Genomic DNA, 25,573 nt, shown 5'->3' on the forward strand with positions numbered 1-25,573 from the left:
GATTGAGATTTGGACCGACAGGTTGGGTGGGGCGCGGGTATTTCGCGTTGAAACCGGGAGATAACTGATTCAACAGGACATTCCATTGATACAATATTGTTTTTGAACAATCGTGCGGAGCTTGCTTGGAACACGAAAGCCATCACCACCATCATCCCCACAAGACCGGCGTGCGCTGGCTCGACGTCGGCATGGCCGTCGCCGCCACCGTCGTCTCGCTGGTGTCGCTCTGGCTCGCGTTGCACTCGGCACACTCGATGGAAAAACTGGTGGCCTCGAACAGTTACCCGTATGTCGAGCTGTTGCGCTCGAATGCGATGCCACTATCGGCTTCAGGCGCCGACACGGGCGAACGCCGGGTGATGTACATGCTCGAAAACAATGGCGTCGGGCCTGCGCGCATCGAGTGGGTCCAGCTCAGCTTCAAGGGCAAGCCGATGCGCAACCTGGCCGAGTTGATGAACGCATGCTGCTCGCCCGACAAGGAGTCGCTCAACCAGATGCAGGTGCGTGGCGGCATCGACGCCGCGCTGATACGCTCGGGCGCCATGGTCGAAATGTTCCAGTGGGTTGAGCCGGCAGCGCCGAATCCGACCTTCGACGCCCTGTACCGGCAAATGAACGACATCAGTTATTCGGCCTGCTACTGCTCGGTATTCGACGAGTGCTATATCCGTCATAGCAGCGGCGGCAAGAAGCCCGAGTCCGTGGAGCAGTGCACGCGGCCCGCCATCACCTTCCGGCCTTCGTTCCAAGCGGCAGAGGGCTGACAGCGGCAGGGCAGGACCTCAGCCGCCCATCTTGCTGAGCGCGAACGCTGCCAGGAAGCCAAGGACGGTGAAGAGGCCGGCGAAATCGTGATCCCCGTCGAAGGCTTCCGGAATCATGGTCTCGGCCAGCATGGCCAGGATGGCGCCGGCCGCCACCGCCGTGGTGGCGGCAATGGTATTGGGCGATGCGCCCTCGAACAGGGTGTAGCCGGCCACGGCGGATAGGCTTGACGCCAGTGCGATCGCGCCCCAGATCCCGAAGACATAGCCGGCGCCGCGGCCCGCCTTTTTCATGCCGGCCGCGCTCGACAATCCCTCCGGAACATTCGACAGGAAGACCGCCGCTACCGCCACCAGGCTGACCACGCCGCCGGCCAGCATCGACAGGCCGATGACGATCGCCTCCGGAATGCCGTCGAGCAGGGCGCCGGCCGCGATCGCCAGGCCGCTGCCGCCATGCTCGGCCTCGCTCGGCTGCAAGCCGGTCGAGCGCTTGCGGTGCCTGGCGCCGTGCTGGGACAGCAGCCAGTTCACCAGCGTAAAGGCGAGCGCGCCGCCGAGAAAACCAAGCGCCGTCGCGTCCAGGCCGCCCTTGCGCCAGGCTTCGTCCATCAGTTCGAAGGAGAGGGCGGAGACCAGCACGCCGCTCCCGAAAGCCATGATCGCCGCCACCAGCCGCGGCGGTACGCGCAGCCAGTAGCCGGCGGCCGCGCCCAGCAGCAGGGCGCCGCCCGCCACCAGTCCCCACAGGCCCGCCTGTGCCCATACCGCCAAATTCTCCATCCTTGCTCCCTGCTGTGTTTGGCAAGATCCTACGCGGAAATCCGCCAACAGCCGCGTTTGCCTGAACGGCAAGCCCGGGCCGGCCCCTTGCGCTGTGCTACATTCGCGTTTTCGCAAGGAGAACGGCATGACCAGCTTCCCGCCCCGCCTCGCTGTCCGCCTCACTGTCCGACTCCTGGCACGACTGCTGCCGACACTGTCGGCGGCGCTGGCGCTCGCCGCCTGCGGCGCCCTGGCGCCTGCTCGCGGGCCGGCGGACGTGGCCTTTGTCGTGCTGGGCGAGGGCGGCGCCGCCACGGCGCGCCTGATCACCACGAAGGCCGCTTGCCCGCCGCTGCTGGTCGATGGGCGCGCGCTGCCGATGCGGGTGCGTGTGCCCCTGTCGCCCATTCCGGCGCGCGCGGGGCAGGCGCACACCCCGCCGTCGAGCGCGGTGCTGGCCTGCGAGGCGCCGATCGCGGCCGGCGCCAGGACGGCTTCGGTACTGGGCCGCCCGCTGCCGGTGCCGAAGAGCGAGCCGGCACGCATCGTCGTCATCGGCGACACCGGCTGCCGCCTGAAGGGCAAGGAGATCCAGGACTGCAACGATCCAAAGGCCTTCCCCTTCGCGCAGGTGGCCGCCGCCGCCGCGGCCTTCCAGCCCGATCTGGTGGTGCATGTCGGCGACTATCACTACCGTGAAGACCCGTGCCCGCCCGGGCGCGCCGGCTGCGCCGGCAGCCCGTATGGCTATGGTTACGATGCCTGGGCCGCCGACTTCTTCACGCCGGCCGGCAAACTGCTGGCCGCCGCGCCCTGGGTGCTGACACGCGGCAACCACGAAAACTGCACCCGCGCCGGCCAGGGCTGGTGGCGCTGGCTCGACCCGCGTCCCTACCAGGCCGGCCGCGATTGCGACAACCCGGCCAACGACGCCATCGGCGAGCACAGCGACCCGTACGCGGTGCCGCTCGGCGGCGGCGCCCAGCTGATCGTCTTCGACACCGCCAACACCAGCTGGAAAGGTTTGCCGAAGACCGACCCGCGCCGCGCTACGTATGCCGATACCTACCGCAAAATCGCGCAGCTCGCGCGCGGCGCCAGCTACAACATCGCGGTCGACCACCATCCGCTGTTCGCCTTCGGGGCCACCCGCAACGCGGCCAGCGGCGAAGTCACGCTGTTCGGGGGCGACCAGGGGCTGCTCGATGCCTTTGGCGACGTCGATCCCGGCTTCCTGCCGCGGTCGATCCAGATGCTGCTGTCGGGTCACGTGCACTTGTGGGAGCAAGTCAGTTTCGCCAGCGTTCACCCGACCCAGTTCGTGGCGGGTTTTTCCGGCAGCGCCGAAGACACGGCGCCGCTGCCGGCCATGCCGCCACCGGGCAGGACACCGGCGCCGGGGGCGATCGTCGAGCACATGAGTTCCTGGATCGACGGCTTCGGCTTCATGAGCCTGGAGCGCAGCAAGCCGGACGAGTGGCTGGTGAAAGTCTGGGACCTGGATGGGCGCGAGCGCAACCGCTGCGTCGTCAAGGGCAGCAAGTCGCAGTGTGCCGTGGCGCAGGTACGCTGAGCGGACCTACAACTGCGCCAGCGGCACTTGCGCGCTCGCCGGGTCGGCCGCCAGCACCTCGATCAGGCGCGCCAGGTCCTGCTCGAGACGCGCAAGGGTGGCTTCATCCAAGCTGGCCAGGGCGTCGGGCAGCACGCCGGCGAACGGCAGCGGGGCGCGCTGCAGCAGGGCCTCGGCCGCGGGCAGGATGCGCAGGGAGACGCCGCGCCGGTCCTGGCCCTCGCGCGCGGCCGTGATCAGCCCGCGCCCGCTCAGGGTGCGCACCAGGTTGCTGGCGGTGGACTGGTGGATGTCGAGCGAGCGCGCCAGCTCGGTCACGCCGATGCCGGGCGAGCCGGCGATCACGGACAGGGCCCACAGCTGCGCGCCCCCGAGGCCGGCATCGCGCTCGACCTGGCGGAAATGCGTTTTCACCGAGTTGAACACGATCCTGAACTGGCGCAGCACCCGCGTTTCCGGGCTGAGCGCGGGATGGCTATCGACGGCGCGGGCTGCGGGTGGTGTGTTGGACGCTTGTAAAGACATTCCGGCATTGTAGCGGAAAGGCGTGCGCCGGGCGGGGGGGGCGGCCACGGCCCCAGGCGTAACAGGGCCAGCCGTCGGCTATACTGCGCATATCGGCAGAATCGAGCACAATCGAGCACAATCAAGCGCGCAAGGACATCAGTGGACCAGGACGAAACGACCCGTAACAGCAACGACAGCGGCATCCGCCAGCAGGCAAAGGATTTGTTTGGCAGTGCCAGCAACCGTGCCGGGGCCGGCTACCGCCAGGCCCATGGCTTCCTGGAAGGACGGCCGCGCAGCCAGCAGGTGCTCATCATCGGCGCCGCCTCGCTGGCGGCCCTGGCGCTGCTGCTGCTGGTCTACCTGATCGTCCTGATTCCGCTGACCCCCAGCGTCGACGACCTGAAGCAGGTGCAGAGTGCGCGCCCGACGGTCATCCTGTCGAGCGACGGCAAGGAGCTGGGCACCTTCGAGCAGGGCCTGCAGGAGCGGGTCAAGCTGTCGCAGGTGTCGCCGCACGTGATCAAGGCCCTGATCTCGACCGAGGACCACCGCTTTTACGACCACAACGGCGTCGATTTCACGCGCATTGCCGGCGCCCTGCTGGCCAGCCTGAAGGGCGACGCCCAGGGCGGCTCGACGATCACCCAGCAGCTGGCGCGCAACATGTTCCCCGAAGAGATCGGGCGCGCGCGCAGCATCAACCGCAAGCTCAAGGAACTGATCACCGCGATCAAGATCGAGAACACCTACAGCAAGACCGAGATCCTGGAAGCCTACCTGAACACGGTGCCTTTCCTGTACAACGCGCGCGGCATCGAAATGGCGGCGCGCACCTATTTCGACAAGCCGGCCATCCGGCTCGACGTGCTGGAGGCGGCCACCCTGGTCGGCATGCTGAAAGGGACCTATTACTACAACCCGGTGACCAATCCGGAGCGTTCGCTCGGACGCCGCAACGTGGTGCTGGGGCAGATGGCCAAACACGGCGCCTTCGACCAGGCGCGCCTGCGCGCCCTGACGAAACGTCCGCTGCGCTTGAACTTCGAGCGCCAGGTCGAGCGCACCGGGCGCGATAACCACTTTACCGCCCACGTGCGCAAGTGGCTGCTGGCCTGGGCCGACGAAAACGACTACAACCTCGAACTCGACGGCCTGGTGGTCCACACCACCCTCGACGCCGAACTCCAGCAGGCGGCCCTGAAGGCGGTCGAGCGCCAGGCAAGCGCGCTGCAGGCGGTGGCCGACGTCGAGTGGGCCAATTCCTGGCTGCCGGGTTCCACCTCGACCGGCACCTACGCCTCGATGCGCACCGGCGTCGCGCCGTTCGCCTATTACTGGCAGACGCACGCTCCCCAGCTCAATGCCTTCGTGCGCGAGAGCAGTACCTACCGCAAGGCGGTCGAGGGCGGCGAAGCGCCGGCGGCGGCGCTCAAACGCATCAAGGCCGACGGCAGCTTCATGCGCACCCTGCGCGAGGCGAAGACGCGCCTGGAGGCCGGCTTCGTGGCGATGGACCCGCTGACCGGACAAGTCAAGGCCTGGGTCGGCAGCCGCGATTTCGCCAAGGACCAGTTCGACCACGTGGCCCAGGCCCTGCGCCAGCCCGGCTCGACTTTCAAGCCGATCGTGTACGGCGCGGCGCTGGAAAACGGCATTTCGCCCGAGCAGCCATACGTGGATGCGGTGATGGAAATCCGCGCCGCCGACGGCACGGTCTGGAAACCGACCGACATGTCCGGCACCACCGGGCGCCAGCTCACCATGCGCGAGGGCCTGGTGCACTCGAAGAACACGATCACGGCGCAGGTGATGCAGGACGTCGGCCTGCCGTCGGTGATCAAGCTGGCCCAGAACCTGGGCGTGCGCCAGAGCAAACTGGCGGCCGTGCCCTCGCTGGCGCTGGGCACCAGTCCGGTGACGCTGCTGGAAATGGTCAACACCTATTCCAGCATCGCCGCCCAGGGCGTCTACCGCAAGCCGGTGTTCGTGCGCCGCATCACCGACCGCGAAGGCAACGTGATCGCCGATTTTGGCGTCAACAAGCCCGAGCAGGCGATGTCGCAGGCATCGAGCGTGGCTCTGATCGACATGATGCGCGGGGTCGTCAACCGCGGCACCGGCACCGGCGTGCGCTACCGCTTCGGCATCAACGGCGACGTCGCCGGCAAGACCGGCACCACCCAGAACAATGCCGACGGCTGGTTCATCCTGATGCACCCGAACCTGGTGGCCGGGGCCTGGGTGGGCTTCAACGACAACCGCGTGACGATGCGCAGTAATTACTGGGGGCAGGGCGGGCATAACGCGATCCTGCTGGTCGGCGACTTCTTCCGCACCGCCCTGGACGCGGGCAAGATCGACAAGGCGGCCGTGTTCCCGGGCGGGCGTCCGGCTGCGGCGCCGCGCATCGAGATCGAGGAGCCCTCGGAAGAAGAATTCATCGAAGCGACCGAGATCACCGAGGGCATTCCGACCGGGGACCCGGACGCGCCCCAGCCGGACGAAGAAGAACCGGTTGAGGAAGAGGAAGTGGAAGAAGCGCAGATGGAAGGCGTGCCGCCGCCGCAACCAGTGCCGACGCCGGACATCTAGCCCCGGCGCCGTGTCACAGAACCGGCGTCCCGCCCTGGGTGATGGCTTTCGCCCTGGCAGATCCAGGGCTCAGCTTTGATTCAGCAGCACATCGATTTTTCCTGGCTTGGCCACTGTTCGCGCCACGATTGCCTGGCAATGCGCGGTCGGCCAGGTCGCCCGGCACCAGCACCGCATTCCCCTTTCGACTTCGTCATCCCCTCACGCTAGATAGTGTGCTCCTCATGCGTCGCCGCTTAAGCACTCGCGACAGCGGCAACCCCGCGTGCACTCTTTGTGCACTAAAGACAACGTTATTTGTAATTATGCAATTTGTCTTTACATAAGGAAAACTGCTTGCTATCCTGAATTTGCTGGCATAAGAGCAATAACTGTTGAGCAAAATCAACGCGGATCGTTCTGACGACTATTCACTGGGGATAACATGAAAAACACAAAAACTGTCAAGCTTGCGCTGCTTGGATTCGCGCTGTTCGCTGCTTCGATGTCGGCACAGGCCGCGTTGATGACCTGGCACCTGGACAAGGTCAGCTTCGCCGACGGTACGGAGGCGACGGGAACGATCGTCATGGACCCGACCGCGCGTACCTCGACCAAGTTCAATGTGTCGACCGAATTGGGCGCGCTCTCGGCCTACACCTTCAATCAAGGCAACAGCGGGCTGTACTTCGGCGGCGGTGCAGGACCGAACAATTTCATCCTGATGAACAAAAACGGCTCGCGCTACTTCAACTTCTCGTTCACCAGCCCGCTCGACGCCGAGGGCGGCACCTTCGCGCTGAATACCGCAAACAGTTACGAATGCATGAATTGCTCGCCGTTTCGACGTATCACGGATGGCGCGCTGACCACCGTCGCACCGGCCGAGGTGCCCGAGCCGGGAACGCTGTCGCTGCTGCTCGCGCCGCTGGCGCTGCTCGGCGCGATGCGCCGCCGCGCGAAAAAAGCCGCGGCCACGCCAGCCTGAGCGCGCTGCTCAGCTGCCTTTGGGCAGGCTGTGCAGCGGCACCGGGTGGCGCGCTCGCGCGTCGTCCGGCAGCGGCGGCACGGCCGGCTGCGGCTGCAGCAGCAAGTGCCGGGCGCGCGGCGCGCTCGAGATGCCGAGGTCGATGAACATCTGCATCGAGGCCAGGATCACGGCCTGCTGGGTGTCCATGAACAGGTCGTAGTCGGCGTCGAGAATGGTGTAGACGATTTCCCACTCGATGTATTCCTGCGTGTAGCCCGCCAGGTGGGCGCGGTCGAAGCGCACCTTCGGGTGGCGGGCGATGAATTCCGCCACCGCGGTCGGCACCCGGGCCGCGGCCGCGGGCGGCGTGTCCGGATGGGCGCGCAGCTTGTGGACGATGCGCCGCGTGACCATGCGCTTGAAATTCGATACCGTATCCTTCAGCAATTCCGCATTCGACACGATGATCTGCTCGCCGCTGGCGGCGCGCAGGCGCGTCGTCTTGAGGCCAACTTTCTCGACCGTGCCGGCGAAATCCTTGGTGGAGATGGTGTCGCCCACCTCGAACGGCTTGTCGATCGCGATCGACAGCGAGGCGAACAGGTCGCCCAGGACGTTCTGCACGGCCAGCGCGATGGCGATGCCGCCGATTCCGAGGCTGGCGACGAAGGTCGAGATGTTGATGCCGAGGTTGGCCAGCAGGGCCAGCGCGAAGATCACCCAGACGCTGGTCTGCAGCACCCAGATGATGAGCGTATGCGCAATCGTGACCTGGGCATCGCCGGCGACGCCGCCGTGGGTCTGGAAGTAGCGGCGCGCGGTGACCTTGATGGCGCTATGCAGGTAGATCGCCAGTTGCAGGCCGAGGGTCAGGAACCACAGGTGGCTGACACGCGCGTTCCAGGGCGCCGGCAGGTCGAGCGCGGAGAGGCCGATCAGGATCGCAGTCAGGAAGACCACCAGGTTGCTGGTGCGCGCGAGCGTCTTGTGCAGCACTTCGGCGACCGGGCGGTGGGCGGACTGGTCGCTCAGGCGCTCGAGGCGGCGCCGGAAAAATACCACCACCCCGTGGATGGCAAGGAAGCTGAACACGGCCAGCGCCAGGGCGAACAGGGCGTTGGGAAAAGTAATGTCCAGGGATGCGGCTAGGGCGCGGAAATCCACGTTGGGGTCCTCTCAGGGGAAAGATGGCGAAGCGGACCGGCCCACGCGGAGCCGGCCATGCCGCCGGACGGCGGCCCCCGGGCCTGCGAGGCCCGGGGTCATGCGGACGCGGGGCGCGTCCGTTGCAGCGAAAAAGCTTAGCGCTTCTTCAGGTGCTCGCGCACGGCATTGGCCGACACGCCTACTTCGGACACCGCTTTTTCAAGCTGTTCACGGGTCACGCCCAGCGCTTCGGTCCAGTGGCGCACTTCGTATTCTTCGTGAATATTGATACGCGAACGGTCTTGTGCACCAGCGTCTTGCTTGTTATCAGCCATGATGAGCCTCCTGTTGACGAGTTTGAAAACACTATGCCAGCCGGGGCATGTGCTCGTCGGTTAATTAGTTCACCTTGGCGACAACTTTCTCCCAACCAGCTTTTACACATAAAAGTTCCCTCCCGTCAGTGCCTATGCTTGAGCCAAATCAGGCAACCCCGATTGAATAAGCAGGCGCTTTCCAAGCGGACTCAAGCGTCAGCATTTCGTCAGGCACGCCGTCGAACATGGATGAGTCAGCCGCGCACCGCAGGGTGCATTTCTTGCAATCATCCAGGAGGAGTGGACATGAAAACTCGCAAGCAACTACTGGGCACGCTCGCCCTTGCACAGCCTCTGGCGCGAAGCGCAATCGCGATCGCGGTCGGGGCAAGCGTCCTCGCCGCCTGCCAGTGGCCGGGGAGCAGCAGGGTCGACGAGACGAATAACCTGCGCGGCCCGACGCGCGACCTGACCGTCGAACTGCGCGAGGGCACCAACATGGCCGCCGCGCCTTCTCCCGATGGCAGCCGCATCGTGTTCTCGGCGCAGGGCGCCCTGTGGGTAATGCCGGCGGCGGGCGGGCGCGCGGTCCGGATCACCGACTGGCGCCTGGAGCCGACCCACCCGGTCTGGTCGCCTGACGGCAAGCGCATCGCCTTTCAGAACTACGCTCCTGAAGGCAATTTTCACATCTGGACGATCAGTCCGGACGGACGCAACGCGACCGAACTGACCGATGGGCCGTTCGACGACCGCGAGCCGGCCTGGCTGCCCGACGGCAGCGGCCTGGTGTTCTCGAGCGACCGCAGCGGCGACGGCCAGTACAAGATCTGGACCGTCGGCGCGGGCGGGGGCGGCCTGCGCCAGGTGACGACCGGTCCCGGCATGGAAGCCAACCCGGTGGTGTCGCCCGACGGCGCGCGCCTGGCCTATGTCGACGGCCCGAATGTGGTCACCGCGCCCTTCGCAGGCGGCCCGCCCACCGTCGTCGCGCCCGGGTTTGTTCCGGCCTGGACCCCGGACGGCGGCGCCCTGGTCTACCAGAACGCGGCGCGCCAGCTGGTCGTCGGTGGCGCCCAGGTGACGCTTGACGAGGACATCTTCCCCTTCCCGGTGCGCTTCCTGCCGGACGGGCGCTTCCTGTACACCGCCGACGGCCAGATCCGCACCCGCACGGCGGGCGGCGCCAACCGCCAGGATGTCGCGTTCCGCGCCGAGCTGCTGCTGCGGCGCCCGGTCTTCTCGAAGGAAAAGGACCGCCAGTTCGACAAGCTTGGCCAGCGGCGCGTGATGGGCATCAGCGCGCCGGTGCTCTCGCCGGACGGCGCCAGCATCGCCTTCGTGGCCTTGAACGATGTCTGGACCATGCGCATCGGTGAGGCGCCGGTGCGCCTGACGAACGACCCGGACCGCGACGCCAACCCGCAGTGGACGGCGGACGGCAGTGCCGTGTATTTTTCCTCCGAACGCGGCAACGCCGGCCAGCTGGCGGTCGACCAGGTCGAGCTGGCGTCGCGCACCCGCACCCGGCTGGCGAGCATCCCGGGGCGCTCGATGGTGACGCCGAAACTCTCGCCCGACGGCACCCGCATCGCCTATACCACGCTCTCGGGCCAGCTGGAAATCTGGAACCGCGCCACCGCCACGCCGGACGTCATCATCGCGTCGGTCAGCACCCAGGTCAGCACGCCGCAGTGGACGCCGGACGGCCAGCTCATCATCCTGGTCGACAACGAGCGCATCAACAACCGCTTCCGCGAGGGCTATAACAAGCTGCGCGTGATCGACCTGGCCACGCGCACCGGCAGCTTTTATGCGGTGGCGCCGATCCCGCGCCAGATCTCGGAACGCGACGAGGGCGCCGCCGTGCTCTCGCCGGACGGACGCCGCATCGCCTTCATCATGGATTCGAAGCTGCACGTGATGCCGCTCGGCCCGACCGGGGCGCCGACTGGGCCGGCGCGCAAGGTCAGCGACGACATGGCCGACCTGCCGGCCTGGGGCGGCGACTCGCGGACCATCCTGTACAAGTCGGCCGAGCGCGTGCGCACGGTGCAGTTCGACGGCTCCGGGCGGCGCGAGATCCCGGTGCGGCTGTCCTGGCGCCAGGCCGTGCCGGAAGGCCGCACCGTGATCCATGCCGGCGCCATGTGGGACGGCGTGGGCAGCAGCTTGCTGCGCGATGTCGACATCGTGGTCGAGGGCAACCGTATCGTGTCGGTGGTGCCGCATGCCGAACACGAGGCTGGAACGCGGGTGGTCGACGCCAGCGGCCTGACCGTCATGCCGGGCCTGATCGAAACCCACCTGCATCCGCTGACCCTGTACCAGGGCGGCCAGTTCGGCCAGATCGCCCAGCTGATGCTGTCCTACGGGATTACCACGGCGCAGTCGGTGGCCGGGCCGCTGCACCAGAGCGTCGAGATGCGCGAAGCGCTGGACGCCGGCAACCTGGTCGGGCCGCGCCTGTTCGTGTCGCCGCCGCTGTGGGAAGGCAACCGCCTGTTCTACCACTTCGCGCGCACCCTGCGCACGCCGGCCATCGCCGACATCGAGATCGCCAAGGCCAAGCGCCTCGACGCCGACTTCCTGAAGAGCTATGTGCGGGCGCCGATCCCGATCATGGAGCGCATCGCCCAGGGAGCGCTCGACCTGGGCGTGCCGAGCGGGACCCACATGGTGCAGCCGGGCGCCGCCACCGGCCTGGCGGGAACCACCCACCTGTCGGCCACCCAGCGCATGGGCTACGGCTGGTCGAAATCCTTCGCGCGGGCGATCACCTACCAGGACGCCGCAGACATCTACGGCAAGGCCGACTTCCGCCTGATCGACACCCTGTTCTCGGCGAGCGCGCTGGCCGGGCTCGACCCCGGCATCGTCACCGATCCGCGCTTCGTGCTGGTGCCGCCGAACTTCGTGCCCGGACTGCAGAACGCCCAGCCGCCGACGGCGGCCCAGATCAGCAGCATCGTCAACGACGCCACCCAGCAGGCCAAGGTGAAGGCGGCCGGCGCGCTGGTGGCCAACGGGACCGACTCGCCGCTGGTCGTGCCGGGCATTTCGCTGCACATGAACATGCGCGGCGCGGCGCTGGTGCAGGGCAATCTGCAGGCCTTGTACTCGGTCACGCGCGACGCGGCGAAGATCGCTTTCGTGGGCGACGACCTGGGCACGATCGAGAAGGGCAAGCTGGCCGACCTGATCGTGGTGCGCGGCGACCCCTTGAGCGACCTGCGTGCGGCGGCCGACGTGCGCCTGATCGTCAAGAACGGGCGCGTCTTTACCCAGGACGAGATCCTGGCGCCGGCGCGCACGCCGCAGCAGCTGGCGGCGCGCCGCCTGGCCCTCGACGCGCAGGACAAGCTGTGCCGCAAGGACCCGCACGCCTGCGAGATCGCGGGAGCCCATGGCCACTGAGTAAGCGCACCAGGCAGTCCTTGCTACTGGCTCCTCAGCGGTGTTTCAGGTAACCTTGTCATATCAACACCGAGCGGCACCGCCGAGGAGCACAACGCATGACCTACCAAACCACCCAGCCCGAGCGCGCCGACGTCGACGCGCTGCCGGGCCTCGTCGCTCTCGACTTCGGCACCAACTGGTGCGGCTGGTGCCGTGCGGGCGAGCCCGTCATCGAGGCGGCCTTGAAGGACTACCCGATCGCCGCCCACATCAAGGTCGAAGACGGCCCGGGCCGTCCGCTGGGCCGTTCGTTCCGCATCAAGCTGTGGCCGACCGTGGTCTTCCTGAAGGACGGCGTGGAAGTGGCGCGCGTGACGCGTCCCGACAATCCGCATGAGGTGCGCGAGGCGCTCGCCGGCCTGGACGCCGCCAACGGCGCGCCGGACGCATGACGGCGCCCGTGGCCGCAACGGCGACGGTGTCTGCGACACCGCCCGCCAACCGTACCCGCACGGTTCTCTTCGCCAGCCTGATCGGCACCACGATCGAATTCTTCGATTTCTACATCTACGCCACCGCCGCGGTGCTGGTGTTCCCGCAGCTGTTCTTCCCGGCTTCCGACCCGAGCGCGGGCATGCTGCAATCGTTCGCGACCTTCTCGATCGCGTTTTTCGCGCGGCCGGTCGGTTCGGCGCTGTTCGGCCACTTCGGCGACCGCATCGGCAGGAAAGCCACGCTGGTGGCCGCCTTGCTGACCATGGGCATCTCGACCATCCTGATCGGCATGCTGCCGACCTATGCTTCGATCGGCACGCTGGCCCCGCTGTTGCTGGCCCTGTGCCGCTTCGGCCAGGGGCTGGGACTGGGCGGCGAGTGGGGCGGGGCGGTGCTGCTGGCGACCGAAAACGCGCCGCCGGGCAAGCGTGCCTGGTACGGCATGTTCCCCCAGCTGGGTGCGCCGATCGGCTTCTTCCTGTCGGGCGGCGTCTTCCTGCTGCTCACGCAAACCCTCGACGAAGCCGAGTTCCTGAGCTGGGGCTGGCGCATTCCCTTCCTGGCCAGCGCGCTGCTGGTCGGCGTCGGCCTGTATGTGCGCCTGAAAATCACCGAGACGCCCGACTTCCAGGCGGTGCTCGACAAGGGCGAACGGGTCAAGGTGCCGGTGGTGACGGTGCTGCGCGATCACGGCCGCGCGCTGGTGCTGGGCACGCTGCTGGCCACCTCGACCTTTGTCGTGTTCTACCTGATGACGGTGTTCGCACTGAGCTGGGGCACCACGGCGCTGGGCTATTCGCGCACCGAGTTCCTGATCATGCAGCTGGGCGCGGTGATTTTCTTCGGCCTTCTGATTCCGCCCTCGGCCCTGATCGCCGACCGCTTCGGCCGGCGCGCGGCGATGATCGCCGTCACCGTCGCGATCGCGCTGTTCGGGCTGGCCTACGGACCCCTGTTCGGTTCCGGCAGCTATGTGCTGCTGGGCCTGTTCATGGTGATCGGCCTGTCCCTGACCGGCCTGACCTACGGCCCGCTGGGCACGCTGCTGGCCGAACTGTTCCCGGCCGAGGTGCGCTACACCGGTTCTTCGCTGACCTTCAACCTGGCCGGCATCCTCGGCGCCTCGCTGGCGCCGTATGTCGCGACCCGGCTGGCGCGCGACTATGGCCTGAACTACGTCGGCTATTACCTGACCGGGGCCGCCCTGCTCAGCCTGGTGGCGCTGATGCTGATCCGGCGCGGCGCCGGCGGCGAAGGGTCCGCGCGATAGCGGAGCAAGGCTTCACACCGCCGCCGGCGCGCTGTCCTCTTCGCGCTTTTCCGAGCGCACGGTGCCCAGGCTGTCGACCCGGATCAGGCCTTCTGCCGCCGCATGCGAGGCGGCGAACACGCTGTCCGGACACAGGATCAGCTGGGTGCCGGTGCTGCTGACTTCTTCGATCAGGCGGTCGAGGGCGTCGATGCGCGCCGGGTCGGGGTTGACGTTGCGGATGTAGATCATGCGCACCGAGGTCGGGTGGCGGCGCACGATTTCGGTATAGATCTCGGGGTCCTGTTCGCCGCTGTCGCCGATCAGCACGAATTGCATGTCCGGGTAAAAGCTCAGGATCAGCTCGATCTTGTCGAGCTTGTGGTTGTGGTTCGACGACAGCAGGTCGCGCACCTTGAGTTCGCGCAGCAGCAGGGGGCCGAGCGGGATGTTCTGGATGCGCAGGAAGTCGACCAGCGGCCCGAACAGGTGCCAGGGGCTGCTCGACACATAGAACAGCGGATTGTCCTCGCCGCCGCCGGCGCCGTCCTTCAGGGCGCGGTAAAACGCGGCCACGCCTTTGAAGGGCTTGCGCGTGTGGTGGTTGCTGCGCGCCAGCATCAGGGCCATGTTGAACTTGTTGGTGACGTTGGTCCACAGCACCGTGTCGTCGATGTCGCTGATGATGCCGAAGCGCGCGGCCGCGCCCGGAATGTTCACCTGTGCAGAGGCCCGCACCATGGCGCCGTCCGGGCCCGTATGTTCGGGCAGCTCGAGTTCGACGCCGTGCCAGCCGGCCGCCAGCGCCTCGGTCGTTGCGATGTCGAAGGCAAAATAGCCGCCCGCATCGGTCTCGGTTTCGTAGGTCTTGCCGCCCAGGTGGGCCAGTACCCGCGCCTGCGCGACCTCGTCCGACTCGAGGCGGCGGTACAGGGCCACCAGGTTCGACCAGCTGCTGTCGGTTTCGCTCTGCTCGCGGTAGCTGATTTCGTCCAGCACCCGTCCCTTGATCCAGATGCGATGGGCGTTGCCGAAGCCGTGGTAGGGCAGCACCATCAGGTTGCGCCCGGCGCCCTCGTCGCGCAGGCGGCGAAGGGCGCCGCTGGCAAACTGGCCGGCGGTGCGCGCCAGGCGCCGGTGCAGGGCCGGCGCTTCCCTGATCAAGGCGGGGGAGGGTTCGGTGCCGGCTGGCGCGGCTTGCGCCACGGTCGCGCCGTGCTCGATCCACAGGTGGGCGCGGTCGTGGCCGACGGCGCGCACGGCTTCCTCAACTTCGCCCGGCGCCGCGGGGTCGAACAGGCGTGGCAGGACGTGGAGGGCAACCGCGCGCTCGCGCAGGAGCAGGATGTCGGGGTCCAGCGCGACGCCGGGATTGAGGTAGAGCACCGCGCCGGCGTCGAGGCGGGCGAGGGCGTCATCGAATCCGCTGCGGGAAAAAATCAGGAAGGGAAAGGGCTTCGCGGGCATGGCGTGCTGGGGCATGGCTGGCGGCGGGTCGGGTTGTTGATGGAATGGCCAGTATCGCGCAAGCGGCGTGAGGGATGCCGCACGGGAGAGCGCCAGCGCACAGACTGCTTTCTCATGAGAATGGCATACTGAGGCTATTGTCGTTTTGTGAAGATTCCGAACATTCCAGAGGACTGATCCATCATGCAGTTTGCCGTGATTTCAACGCTTGTCGTCCTCATCCTGGTGGCAACCCTGCTGCCCCTGTCGAAGCACACGCAATGGTGGGTCCGCGACCTCGACTTTCCGCGCCTGCAGATCGCCATCCTCGCACTCGCCGTGCTCATCGCCGAACCCTTCCTGCTCGACCTGAGTGACGAGGTGTCGTGCTTCCTGGTCGTGATCACGACCTGCTGCCTGTTGTACCAGGCCTGGTGGATCATTCCCTACCTGCGGATTTACCCGAACGAAGTCAAGACGGCCGTGCTCACCGATAAAACCGAGCGCATCCGCATCCTGACCTCCAACGTGCTCACGCCGAACCGGAATACCGATGGCCTGATCGCCCTCATCCGCGAGCACAATCCGCACGTGTTCGTGACCCTCGAAACCGACGCCTGGTGGCAGGAACGCCTCGATGTGCTGGAAGAGGACTATCCGTATTCGATGAAGTGCCCGCTCGACAACCTGTATGGCATGCACGTCTACTCGCGCCTGCCGCTGGAAGACACCGCGATCCAGTTCCTGGTCGAGGACGACATCCCGTCGATGCACGCGATGGTGGTGCTCGAGTCGGGGCGCAAGGTGCGCATGCACTTCCTCCATCCGGCGCCGCCCAGCCCGACGGAACACGACGAATCGACCGAGCGCGACGCCGAGCTGCTGGTGGTGGCGAAAAGCGTGGCCGGAGAGGACACGCCCGTGATCGTCGCCGGCGACCTGAACGACGTGGCCTGGTCGACCACGACCCGCCTGTTCCGCAAGATCAGCGGCCTGCTCGACCCGCGCGTGGGACGCGGCATGTTCAACAGCTTCCACGTCGACTACTGGTTCCTGCGCTGGCCGCTCGACCACCTGTTCCACAGCCGCCATTTCACGCTGTCTTTCATCCGCAGGCTACCCTCGTTCGGCTCCGATCACTTCCCGGTGCTGGTGGAGCTGGTGTATGACCGCGTGCGCGGCGCCGAGCAGGAGGGGCTGGTGGCGGACGAGGATGACCATGCGCTGGCAGAGGAAAAGATCGCGGCAGAACCCGTCACCGTCGACGACGTCCACGAGCCGCAAGCCTAGAAGGAGTACACCAGCGTCAGCGAGGTCTGGGTGTCGGTGTTCTTCTTGTCTTCCGGCACATTGGAGTCGTTGCGCGCGCTGAAGGCGGCCTTCATCTGCATGGTGTCGTTGATCTTGGTGGAGAGGGCCGACTCGGCGATCGAGTGGATGTTCGAGGTGCCGCGTTCAACGCTGACGGTCTGGACAAAAGCCGCTGACGGGCTGACCTGCCAGCGGAAACGGGCGGCGCCGCGGACGGTCATGCCGTTTTCGCTGTCGCCGTTGGCGCGCTGGCCGCTGAAATAACCCGGGCCGACCTCGACGTCGAGCGCCTTGTCGTCGGTCGTGTACAACTGCGATCCATGTCCGACCGCGAACGAGGTGTATTGCGTGTAGGCGCCGAACTTGTCGTTGACGTGCGAGCCGAGGACGAAAGCGCGGCTGCCTTCGTTCATCAGCTTGTAGGCGGCCTTGGCCGACAGCGCCCAGCGCTGGGCCGAACGCTGGCGATAGCGCTCGCCGTCATCGTCGAGGATTTCGTCTTCCTTGAAAAAGCCGCTGACGATGTATTCGTTGCTCCAGTCGGCGGTCTCGTGGCGGGCGTCGATCTTGCCGCTGAGCGAGGTGCCGACCGTATTGCCAGAGGTATTGATCGCGCCGAGTTCGGCCGAGGTGAACCAGCTGCCGTCGGGGATCGTCGCGGGGCGCACGACCGTCAGGGCGTTGTGGATGGTGCCGATCTGGGGCAGGTCATCGGCCGCGCCGCCCGAGGCAGATGCGCCGGCATGGAGCAGGCCGAGGAGCGCCAGGGCGCAGGAGGAAAGTCGTTTCATAAGCATGCGCCGTTGCCGGCCGGTCGTTCAGGAAGCGAGACGCTGATTGTATCTTAGAAGCAGCATCCATGCGGGTGTTGCGGCTCAGGCGCCAAGCTCATGTGCCTACATACACGATCTTGAAAATGAACAGCGCGGCGATAACCCAGACCACCGGTTTGACTTCGTGCGCGCGGCCTGTGGTGACTTTCAGCGCCGCGTAGGTGATGAAGCCGAAGGCGATGCCCTCGGCGATCGAATAGGTGAAGGGAATCACCAGCGCGGTGATCGCGGCCGGGATGCTTTCGGTGGTGTCGCCCCATTCGATGTCGCCGAGGTCGCGCAGCATCAGGCAGGCCACGAACAGCAGCGCCGGTGCGGTGGCGTAGGCCGGGACCACGCCGGCCAGCGGCGCGATGAACAGGCAGGCCAGGAACAGCAGGGCCACTGCGAGGGCGGTCAGGCCGGTGCGCCCTCCGGCCTGGACCCCGGCCGCGCTTTCGATGTAGGCGGTGGTGCTGGACGTGCCGAGCACGGCGCCGGCGACGATGGCGCCGCTGTCGGCCAGCAAGGCGCGGTTCAGGCGCGCCATCTTGCCTTCGACCAGCAGGCCGGCGCGGCTGGCCACGCCCATCAGGGTGCCGGTGGCGTCGAACAGTTCGACCAGGAAGAAGACCAGCACCACGTTCAGGATGCCGGCGGACAGCGCCCCCGGGATGTCGAGCTGGAACAGGGTCGGTTCGATCGGGGGCGGCAGCGAGAACACGCCCTTGAAGGTATTCCCGCCGAAGAAAAAGCTCAGCACCGTGACGGCGACGATGCCGATCAGGATGGCGCCGCGCACGCGTAGGCGATCCAAGGTGACGATCAGCAAAAAGCCGGCGATGGCCATGATCGCGGGCGGCTGGTGCAGGTCGCCGGCCTTGACCAGGGTCGGTTCGCTGGCGACGACGATGCCGGCGTTCTTCAGCGCGATCAGGGCCAGGAACATGCCCAGGCCGACCGTGATGGCGACCCGCAGCGAATGCGGGATGCCGTTCACGATCATGCCGCGCAGCCCGAAGACCGAGACCAGGATGAACAGGCAGCCTGAGATGAACACGGCGCCCAGCGCGGCCTGCCAGGCCACGCCCATGCCGAGCACGACAGCGTAGGCGAAATAGGCGTTCAGCCCCATGCCGGGCGCCATGCCGATCGGGTAATTGGCGTACAGGCCCATGACGGCCGTGCCCAGCGCCGCCACCAGGCAGGTCGCCACGAACACGGCTTCCTTCGGCATGCCGGCGTCGCCCAGGATCGACGGGTTGACGAAAATGATGTAGGCCATCGTCAGGAAGGTCGTCAGGCCGGCGAGCAGCTCGGTGCGCACGTCGGTGCCGCTTTCCTTGAGCTTGAAAAAGTGGTCGAGCATCGTCGGCGGTCTCCAGGTCAGGGGCAGTTTCGATGAGTGAAGCATAACACTGCTACGGGGCTAAGCGCCCTGCATAAGCGTTACCAATCCTCCACTATTTTCTTGCGTTGGCTTGTAGTGTTGGTATCATCGATTTGCTGGCCGTCATGTCGGGGGCCGCGAAACCGTGACCTGCGAGCCGTGATGCAAATCCGTGCCTACCTGTACCTGATGGCGGCGGCAATCCTTGTGCCGGTGATCCTCTTCGCCGGCTTCGCGCTGCGCCTGCTCGACCAGGCCGCGACCGAAGCCGCGCTGGCGCGGGTGGCCCTGTCCTCGCAACAGGTCGCGCTGCGGGTCGACGACGAGCTGTCGGATGCGAGCGCCGCGCTGCGGGTGCTGGCCGCGTCGCCGGCGCTGGCGCGCGGCGACCTCGCCGCCTTTTACCTGGAAGCGAAGCAGGCGCCGCTCGGCCCGTCCAGCTGGAGCGTCCTGGTGGACGAGGGGGGCGCGGTGCTGCTCAACACCCTGGCGCCGCCGGGCGCGGCGCTGCCGGCCGGCCCGCCACCCGCCTACCTGTCAGAATTGTTTGCGAACGGCCGCCAGATCGTGCGCGACGTCACGCCTGGCCGCTACAGCGGCCGCCTGATCACGGCGGTGACGGCGCCGGTACAGGGCAAGGGCCGGCGCTATGCCTTGTCGATCGCCTTCAGCACCGACCATTTCCGCAAGATCCTGGCCGACGCCCGCTTGCCGGCCGACTGGCAGGTCGATATCGTCGACCGCGCCGGGCACCTGGTCGCCTCGAACCTGGGAACGGCCGACCTGGTCGGCCAGGATGCGCCGCGCCGCTTGCTGGACGCGGCGCGCGCGGCGCCGACCGGCGTGCTGGACCTGGTGCTGCGCCATGGCGGGCCGTCCAGGACCGTGTTCCACCGGGTGCCGCGCACCGGCTGGGTGGTGGCGGTGGGGGTGCCGCCCGAGGTCCTTGCCAGCCAGGCCGGCGCCCGCAAGCGGATGGCCGCGCTGGCGCTGGTGGCGGCGCTGGCCTGCGCCTGCGCGCTCGCCAGCTGGCTGGCGCGCGGCTATGTGCGCTCGCTCGAGCGCGCCGTCGATGCCGCGGGCATGCTGGGGCGCGGGGAAACGCCGCCCAGGCTGCGTTCGCGCCTGGTCGAAATCGACCGCCTGCTGGCGGCGCTGCGCCAGGCCGGCGCCGAACTTCGCCGCGCCCAGGTGTTTCGCGACAGCGCCGGCAACGAGCGCCAGTCCCAGCTCGAGCGCGAAACCCATGCGCGCCAGACCGCTGAAGACGAAAACCGCGCGAAAGACCAGTTCCTCGCCATGCTCGGCCACGAGCTGCGCAACCCGCTGGCGCCAATCGTCACCGCCGCCCAGCTGCTCAAGCTGCCGGACGTCGACGGTCACCGCGCGCGCTATGCCGGCGAAGTCATCAGCCGCCAGGTCGAGCACATGAACCGCCTGCTGGGCGACATGCTCGACGTCTCGCGCGTCACCCGCGGGCTGGTCACGCTGAACATGGAAGACGTCGACCTGCGCAGCGCCGTCGAGCGCGCCGTCGAGCAGACCCGCCCGCTGCTTGAGGAGCGCCAGCACCGGCTCGAGCTGCGCCTGCCTTCGCACCCGGTCACCGTGCGCGGCGACCAGACGCGCCTGACCCAGGTGGTGGCCAACCTGCTGACCAATTCGGCAAAGTACACGCCGCTGCACGGCAATATCCAGCTGTCGCTGGCCTGCCCGGGCATCGAGGCGACCCTGTCGGTGGCCGACGACGGCGAAGGCATCACGCCCGAGCTGCTGCCGCGGGTGTTCGACCTGTTCTCGCAAGGCGAGCGAAAGTCCGACCGCGCCCAGGGCGGACTGGGACTGGGCCTGGCGCTGGTGCGCAGCATGGTGCAGCTGCACGGCGGCACGGTCGACGCCAGCAGCCCGGGACGCGGCGCCGGCAGCATCTTCACGGTGCGCCTGCCCGTCAAGGCCGAGCTGGCGGCGCTGGCCTCGCCGGCGGCGCCGCGCCGCGGACGCGATGCGGCGCCGCGCGACAGCGCTCCGCAGGCGCTGCGGGTGATGCTGGTGGACGACAATATCGATGCCGCGGTCAGCCTGTCGCTGCTGCTGGAAGCGGCCGGGGATCACCTGGTGTCGACCTATTACGAAGCTTCCAGCGCGCTCGAATGGGCGGCCTTCGAGCGTCCGGACGTCTTCATCCTCGACATCGGCCTGCCCGACATGAACGGCTACGAGCTCGCCAAGCGCATCCGGGCCATGCCCCAGTTCGCGTCGACCCTGCTGATCGCATTGACCGGCTACGGCCAGCTGGCCGACAAGGCCAGGGCGCGCGAGGCCGGCTTCGACCTGCACATCGCGAAACCGGCGGAACCGGAGGAGATCCTGGCGGCGCTCTCGCGTGTGCACGTCTTGCCCGAAACCGAACGCACGGGCTAGGGTGCCGATGCGCTAACATGGCGCATCTCCACCATCCACCAGATGTCATATGCCGAAGAATAAAAAGCCCGCGCCGCGCAAGCCGGCGCCTGCCGCCGAACCCGATACCGATGCACTGGCCCAGGCCCTGGCCGACCTCGCGCTCGCGGTGGCCGAGGGCGAGGAAGTCGATCCCGAAGGCGCCGCCGGGCAGGATGAAGAACTGGTCGTCGCCATCCGCCGCGCCTTGCGCCGCAAGCACGACGAGGTGCTGTATGGCGCCATCGAGCTGGCCCGGTTCACCGATCCGGACGCCTGCCGCCTGCTGCGCGCCCACGTCGGCGAGGAGGCGGCGACGCTGCGCATGCGCCGCGAAGGCGAGGCCGAGCTCGAAGTCGACGCCTTCCTGATCCCGCTGTTCGTACAGAGCACCGGCGGCCTGTCGCCCCACGAAAACTTTGTCGACGACGAGGCCTACGCCGAGCTGGCGGCCAGTTTCGTGGCGCTCGAACTCGACAGCCCGAAAGCCAGGGTGGCGCTGGTACGCCATGCCTACGATCTGGCCGAGGTCGACCACATCGGCTACAGCATCCTGCAGGAACTGCTGCGCGAAGCCGCCGCCACCCTGTCGAGCAAAAAGCCGGCGCCGGCGCCGCTGCTCGAAGCGAGCATCCGCGGCTGGACCGGCGAGCCGGTCGCGCCCGACGAATCGGCGATGGAGCTGCGCTTCCTGCTCGGCTTTGCCCTGAAACGCGCGGACGACCCGTTTTATGCGGTGCCGAAGGACGAAATCGGCGCCGACGTGTATTTCGCCGACCGCATGCGCCGCTACCGGGCCTGGACCGAACGCGTCGCGCCCCTGGTGCGGCGCTGCCTGGCGGCCGACCCGGAACGCCTGAACCTGAACTTCCTCTACCAGGACCTGTTCCATGCCGCGAAAGAGCAGGGCGTGGCCGAACTGGCGATGCTTGGCACCCTGTCCGAGATCAGCCGCCTGCTGGCGGACAAGGAACTGGCGCCGGATGCGGTGCGCGCCGTGGTGGCGCCCGAGGACGCGGGCGAACACATTGCGCTGCGGGTGAACCTGTACGCCCTCGATGGCGGACCGCCCTGGGGCGGGACCGCGAAAGCGACCGACCTGGCGGCGGATATTGGCGCCGAAATCGACGAGCTGTGCGACGCCCTCGGCAGCCTCGGCATCGACGACGTCTCGACCGCCGACGGCTTCAGCCTCGACGGCCACCCGGAAGGCGCCCAGCCGTATCAGGCGGCATGAACCGAGCCCGTGCGGCGTCCCGGTTCGCGGGGCGCCGCGATCGCCCTTGTACGTTCAGGCTGACAGCCTTGGCGCCGCATGCGCTGCCGCGCCGGCGAGCGAAAGCCGCCCCCGCGGCGAGTTTCAGGGCCGCGCACGCTTGCGCGGGCCACCTGTATAGATGAGTTTTCGTAGTGGATTTTCTTGTATCGGTGTAGGACTCAACCTACAACTAATTCCACCAGACACCGGGCTCTCCTATGACGAAACCTCGGCCATTGCTGGTGATAAGCATCTTTACACAAATGTTGCCTCGCATAAATGAAAATCATGGCAAATTTGCATGTTACGATGCGTCGAATCCGGCATCGAGGTTCAGCGTGTTCAAGCTCCGCTGCAGCCCTTCCAGCCCGGAACCAAGATCAACTATAGCGCCACCGAGGCGAGAGGAAACCAATTATGCCGACCCTTATCGTGTTTTGCCACCTGCGCTGGGACTTCGTGTTTCAACGCCCCCAGCACCTGATGACACGCCTGGCCGAACACTACGATATCGTACTGGTCGAGGAACCGGTGCACACCGAGGGACAGGCCCATCTGCAGAAGACAACCGTCGCGCCGAACATCACGGTGTGCCGCCCGCATACCCCGATCCACGCTGGCGGCTTCCATGACGACCAGATCCCGACCCTGCAAGGCCTGCTGACCGACATCCTGCCTGCCGGCGAGCGCCCAGTGGTCTGGTTCTACACTCCGATGGCGCTGCCGCTGCTGCAGGGCCTGAACCCGTCGCTGGTGGTCTATGACTGCATGGACGAACTGGCTGCCTTCAAGAACCCGCCGAAGCAGCTGCTGCAGCGCGAATCGGCCCTGCTCGGCATCGCCGACCTGGTGTTCACCGGCGGCCCGAGCCTGTACGAAGCCAAGAAGGACCGCCACGCCAACGCCCACTGCTTCTCGAGCAGCGTCGACGCCAAGCACTTCCGCCAGGCCCTCGACAGCGCGATCTCGCACCCCGACCAGGCCCATATCGCCGGTCCGCGCCTCGGTTTCTACGGTGTCATCGACGAGCGTTTTGACACCGAACTGGTCGGCCGCATGGCCGAAGCCCATCCGGAATGGCAGATCGTGCTGGTCGGTCCGGTGGTCAAGATCGATCCGGCCGAGCTGCCGCGTGGCCAGAACGTCCACTACATGGGCCAGCGCAACTATGACGAGCTGCCGCAATTCCTGGCCGGCTGGGATGTCTGCCTGCTGCCGTTCGCGATGAACGATTCGACCAAGTTCATTTCGCCGACCAAGGTGCTGGAATACATGGCCGCCGAAAAGCCAAGCGTCAGCACCCCGATCACCGACGTCAGGGTTCCTTACGGCGACGTCGTCGCCATCGCCTCGACCGCCGACGAATTTATCGCCGCCTGCGAGCGCATGCTGGCCATGGGCGAGGCCGAGAAGACCGCGATGGTCGAGCGCATGCGCGACATCGTCGCCAACACCTCGTGGAACAAGACCGCGTCGCGCATGCACGAACTGATCAGCACCACTTCGCCAGGCGACAAGTCGCGCGCCGCCGCCGTGCTCGAAGCCGGCAGCGCCCGCGTGGCGCCAGTGCCGGCGCAAGCGCAGACCAAGGCTGCCTGAAGCGTCTTCGCACAGGGCGCTCGCGGGCGCCTGTTTGCCTGGAATAAAAGCCCGCCCGGCCCCGCGCCCGGCGGGCTTTTTTTTTGCCGCGACCCGCCGTTCGAGCAGCCCGGCCGTGCGCACAATTGACAATCGGCAGGACGCGGAATACATTGCCCAACCGCGATATCAGCATCCCGAACCCGACGCACATGAGCAAATACACCGTTTCCTGCGGCACCCTGGTGCTCGATTCCGCCGGCCGGCTGCTGCTGTGCCACGTGACCGGCACCGCCGCCTGGGATATCCCGAAGGGCATGCAGGATCCGGGCGAAACCACGCTCGAGTCGGCGATCCGCGAAATGCGCGAGGAAGCCGGCATCGGCTTTCATGCCAGCCGCTTCCATGACCTCGGGCAATTCGCCTACCGGCGCGACAAGCGCCTGCACCTGTACCGGGTCGATGCGGGAGACGAACTCGGCGACCTGTCGCATCTGTCCTGCAGCAGCTTCTTTCCCCACCATGCGACCGGACTGCCGACCCCGGAAACCGACGCCTTCCGCTGGGCGGCGCGCGACGAGATACGCCGCCTGTGCTGGCCGCGCATGGGCGCCTTGCTGCTGACCCTGGCCTGGTAGCGGGGTCGCGTGCATGCTCGCGGCGCCACGCCGCCGGGCTTTCGCAGTAACATGAACCGACATTCAACAGCTACCGGCCGGACCGAAGGAGACGACCATGACCAGCCAGACCATCCGTGAGCCCTACGACGAAGCCGCCATCATGGGCGGCCTGTACGGCGACGGCATCATCGCCTGCAAGGGCGCTTTCGACCGCGCCTGGGTCGAGCGCCTGGGCGCCGATATCGCCGTGCTGTTCGACGAAGCGCAGCGCCAGCCGGGCGGGGCGCTCGCGCGCGGGCCGAACCGCTATTACGTCGAGGTGCACCCGGAACGCATTTCGGGCTTCGCCGACATCGTCGCGCATCCCTGGGTGGTGGCGGTCTGCCGCGCCATCCTCGGCCCCGACTACCGCGTGGTGGAAGCCGGCTTCGATGTGCCCGGCCCTGGCGCGCTGCACCAGCCCTGGCACCGCGACTTCGCCTCGCCCGAGGCGACGCTGGCCGGCCGGCGCCTCAATTCGCTGGCCTTCAACATCACCACGGTGGACGTGAGCGAGGACATGGGACCGTTCGAGATCGCACCCGGCACCCAGTGGGACGACCTGGTCGGCGGCGACCCGATGTTTCCGCCGAAGGAATTGTGGCCGCGCTACGAGGCGCGGCGCCAACGCAAGATGCCGCAGATGGGGGACATTTCGGCGCGCTCGGCGCTGACCATCCACCGCGGCACGGCGAACCAGTCGACCCGCTCGCGCCCGGTGTTCGTGCTGGGCGTCGACGCGCCCGACGCGCGCAACGCCGAAAAGCACGACCTGCAGCTGACCCACGCCTATTACGACAGCCTGGCGCCCGAAGTGCGGCGCCACATCACCTGCCGCCTGGTCGAACGCCTCGAGCCGATCGTGCAGGCGCATACCATCGAGGGGCTGCGGATGGGACTGACGATGTAGCCTCG

Annotated in this window: 20 protein-coding genes; 13 read left to right on the forward strand and 7 right to left on the reverse strand. The window is 67.2% G+C overall.

Annotation, left to right across the window (positions count from 1 at the left end):
• Window positions 1-125: 125 nt before the first annotated feature.
• On the forward strand, window positions 126-770 hold the full coding sequence (locus AC56KZ_RS00560) for a hypothetical protein (RefSeq protein WP_497160187.1): 645 nt from the start codon (window positions 126-128) through the stop codon (window positions 768-770).
• Between the two features lie 18 nt (window positions 771-788).
• Here the strand turns inward: AC56KZ_RS00560 and AC56KZ_RS00565 are convergent, their stop codons facing one another.
• Window positions 789-1,553: a ZIP family metal transporter gene (locus tag AC56KZ_RS00565; RefSeq protein WP_497160188.1), complete on the reverse strand. Its 765-nt coding sequence runs from the start codon at window positions 1,551-1,553 to the stop codon at window positions 789-791.
• A 127-nt stretch (window positions 1,554-1,680) separates the two neighbouring features.
• Here AC56KZ_RS00565 and AC56KZ_RS00570 point away from each other — a divergent pair, with 127 nt between their 5' ends.
• Window positions 1,681-3,108, forward strand: a complete 1,428-nt coding sequence (locus AC56KZ_RS00570; protein WP_497160189.1) for a metallophosphoesterase — start codon at window positions 1,681-1,683, stop codon at window positions 3,106-3,108.
• 6 nt (window positions 3,109-3,114) lie between these two features.
• Here AC56KZ_RS00570 and AC56KZ_RS00575 read toward each other — a convergent pair whose 3' ends face one another.
• Window positions 3,115-3,633, reverse strand: coding sequence for a MarR family winged helix-turn-helix transcriptional regulator (locus AC56KZ_RS00575; protein ID WP_497160190.1), 519 nt, complete (start codon window positions 3,631-3,633; stop codon window positions 3,115-3,117).
• A gap of 141 nt (window positions 3,634-3,774) precedes the next feature.
• Here AC56KZ_RS00575 and AC56KZ_RS00580 point away from each other — a divergent pair, with 141 nt between their 5' ends.
• Together AC56KZ_RS00580 and AC56KZ_RS00585 are read left to right on the forward strand one after the other, a co-directional pair.
• Window positions 3,775-6,210: a penicillin-binding protein 1A gene (locus AC56KZ_RS00580; RefSeq protein ID WP_497160191.1), complete on the forward strand. Its 2,436-nt coding sequence runs from the start codon at window positions 3,775-3,777 to the stop codon at window positions 6,208-6,210.
• A gap of 424 nt (window positions 6,211-6,634) precedes the next feature.
• Window positions 6,635-7,177, forward strand: a complete 543-nt coding sequence (locus AC56KZ_RS00585; RefSeq protein WP_497160192.1) for a PEP-CTERM sorting domain-containing protein — start codon at window positions 6,635-6,637, stop codon at window positions 7,175-7,177.
• 9 nt (window positions 7,178-7,186) lie between these two features.
• On the opposite strand, the gene AC56KZ_RS00590 is transcribed toward AC56KZ_RS00585, so the two are convergent.
• Both AC56KZ_RS00590 and AC56KZ_RS00595 read right to left on the reverse strand, forming a co-directional pair.
• Complete coding sequence (locus AC56KZ_RS00590; RefSeq protein WP_497160193.1) at window positions 7,187-8,323, reverse strand: mechanosensitive ion channel family protein; 1,137 nt, start codon at window positions 8,321-8,323, stop codon at window positions 7,187-7,189.
• Between the two features lie 137 nt (window positions 8,324-8,460).
• A complete protein-coding gene (locus AC56KZ_RS00595) occupies window positions 8,461-8,640 on the reverse strand; it encodes a DUF3606 domain-containing protein (RefSeq protein ID WP_497160194.1) in 180 nt (59 codons plus the stop codon).
• 288 nt (window positions 8,641-8,928) lie between these two features.
• Between AC56KZ_RS00595 and AC56KZ_RS00600 the strand changes: the two genes are divergently transcribed.
• From AC56KZ_RS00600 to AC56KZ_RS00610, 3 genes are all read left to right on the forward strand, one after another.
• Entirely contained in the window at window positions 8,929-12,039 is a 3,111-nt protein-coding gene (locus AC56KZ_RS00600) for an amidohydrolase family protein (protein ID WP_497160195.1), read from the forward strand.
• 98 nt (window positions 12,040-12,137) lie between these two features.
• Complete coding sequence (locus tag AC56KZ_RS00605; RefSeq protein WP_497160196.1) at window positions 12,138-12,473, forward strand: thioredoxin family protein; 336 nt, start codon at window positions 12,138-12,140, stop codon at window positions 12,471-12,473.
• Window positions 12,470-13,786: an MFS transporter gene (locus AC56KZ_RS00610; protein WP_497160197.1), complete on the forward strand. Its 1,317-nt coding sequence runs from the start codon at window positions 12,470-12,472 to the stop codon at window positions 13,784-13,786. Before AC56KZ_RS00605 ends, AC56KZ_RS00610 begins: the two co-directional genes overlap by 4 nt.
• A 12-nt stretch (window positions 13,787-13,798) precedes the next feature.
• On the opposite strand, the gene AC56KZ_RS00615 is transcribed toward AC56KZ_RS00610, so the two are convergent.
• Window positions 13,799-15,232: an App1 family protein phosphatidate phosphatase gene (locus tag AC56KZ_RS00615; RefSeq protein ID WP_497160198.1), complete on the reverse strand. Its 1,434-nt coding sequence runs from the start codon at window positions 15,230-15,232 to the stop codon at window positions 13,799-13,801.
• Window positions 15,233-15,427: 195 nt separating this feature from the next.
• On the opposite strand from AC56KZ_RS00615, the gene AC56KZ_RS00620 reads away from it, so the two are divergent.
• Window positions 15,428-16,501: an endonuclease/exonuclease/phosphatase family protein gene (locus tag AC56KZ_RS00620; protein WP_497160199.1), complete on the forward strand. Its 1,074-nt coding sequence runs from the start codon at window positions 15,428-15,430 to the stop codon at window positions 16,499-16,501.
• Here the strand turns inward: AC56KZ_RS00620 and AC56KZ_RS00625 are convergent.
• Entirely contained in the window at window positions 16,498-17,313 is an 816-nt protein-coding gene (locus AC56KZ_RS00625; protein WP_497160200.1) for a DUF481 domain-containing protein, read from the reverse strand. The two genes, AC56KZ_RS00620 and AC56KZ_RS00625, sit on opposite strands and share 4 nt — an antisense overlap.
• A gap of 97 nt (window positions 17,314-17,410) precedes the next feature.
• Window positions 17,411-18,703 carry an NCS2 family permease gene (locus tag AC56KZ_RS00630; protein ID WP_497160201.1) on the reverse strand — a complete coding sequence of 431 codons (1,293 nt, stop codon included), beginning with the start codon at window positions 18,701-18,703 and terminating at the stop codon, window positions 17,411-17,413.
• 183 nt (window positions 18,704-18,886) lie between these two features.
• On the opposite strand from AC56KZ_RS00630, the gene AC56KZ_RS00635 reads away from it, so the two are divergent.
• The 5 genes from AC56KZ_RS00635 (at window position 18,887) to AC56KZ_RS00655 (ending at window position 25,568) form a co-directional block, all read left to right on the forward strand.
• The gene (locus AC56KZ_RS00635; RefSeq protein WP_497160202.1) at window positions 18,887-21,145 is read left to right on the forward strand and encodes a hybrid sensor histidine kinase/response regulator; all 2,259 of its coding nucleotides are present in this window, start codon (window positions 18,887-18,889) and stop codon (window positions 21,143-21,145) included.
• 49 nt (window positions 21,146-21,194) lie between these two features.
• Window positions 21,195-22,400: a hypothetical protein gene (locus tag AC56KZ_RS00640; RefSeq protein ID WP_497160203.1), complete on the forward strand. Its 1,206-nt coding sequence runs from the start codon at window positions 21,195-21,197 to the stop codon at window positions 22,398-22,400.
• A gap of 438 nt (window positions 22,401-22,838) precedes the next feature.
• Complete coding sequence (locus AC56KZ_RS00645) at window positions 22,839-24,020, forward strand: glycosyltransferase (protein ID WP_497160204.1); 1,182 nt, start codon at window positions 22,839-22,841, stop codon at window positions 24,018-24,020.
• Between the two features lie 152 nt (window positions 24,021-24,172).
• Window positions 24,173-24,637, forward strand: a complete 465-nt coding sequence (locus AC56KZ_RS00650; protein ID WP_497160205.1) for an NUDIX hydrolase — start codon at window positions 24,173-24,175, stop codon at window positions 24,635-24,637.
• 97 nt (window positions 24,638-24,734) lie between these two features.
• Entirely contained in the window at window positions 24,735-25,568 is an 834-nt protein-coding gene (locus tag AC56KZ_RS00655) for a phytanoyl-CoA dioxygenase family protein (protein ID WP_497160206.1), read from the forward strand.
• The last annotated feature ends 5 nt before the right edge of the window (window positions 25,569-25,573 follow it).

It is taken from the genome of Telluria sp. LT2P34, from assembly GCF_059685915.1.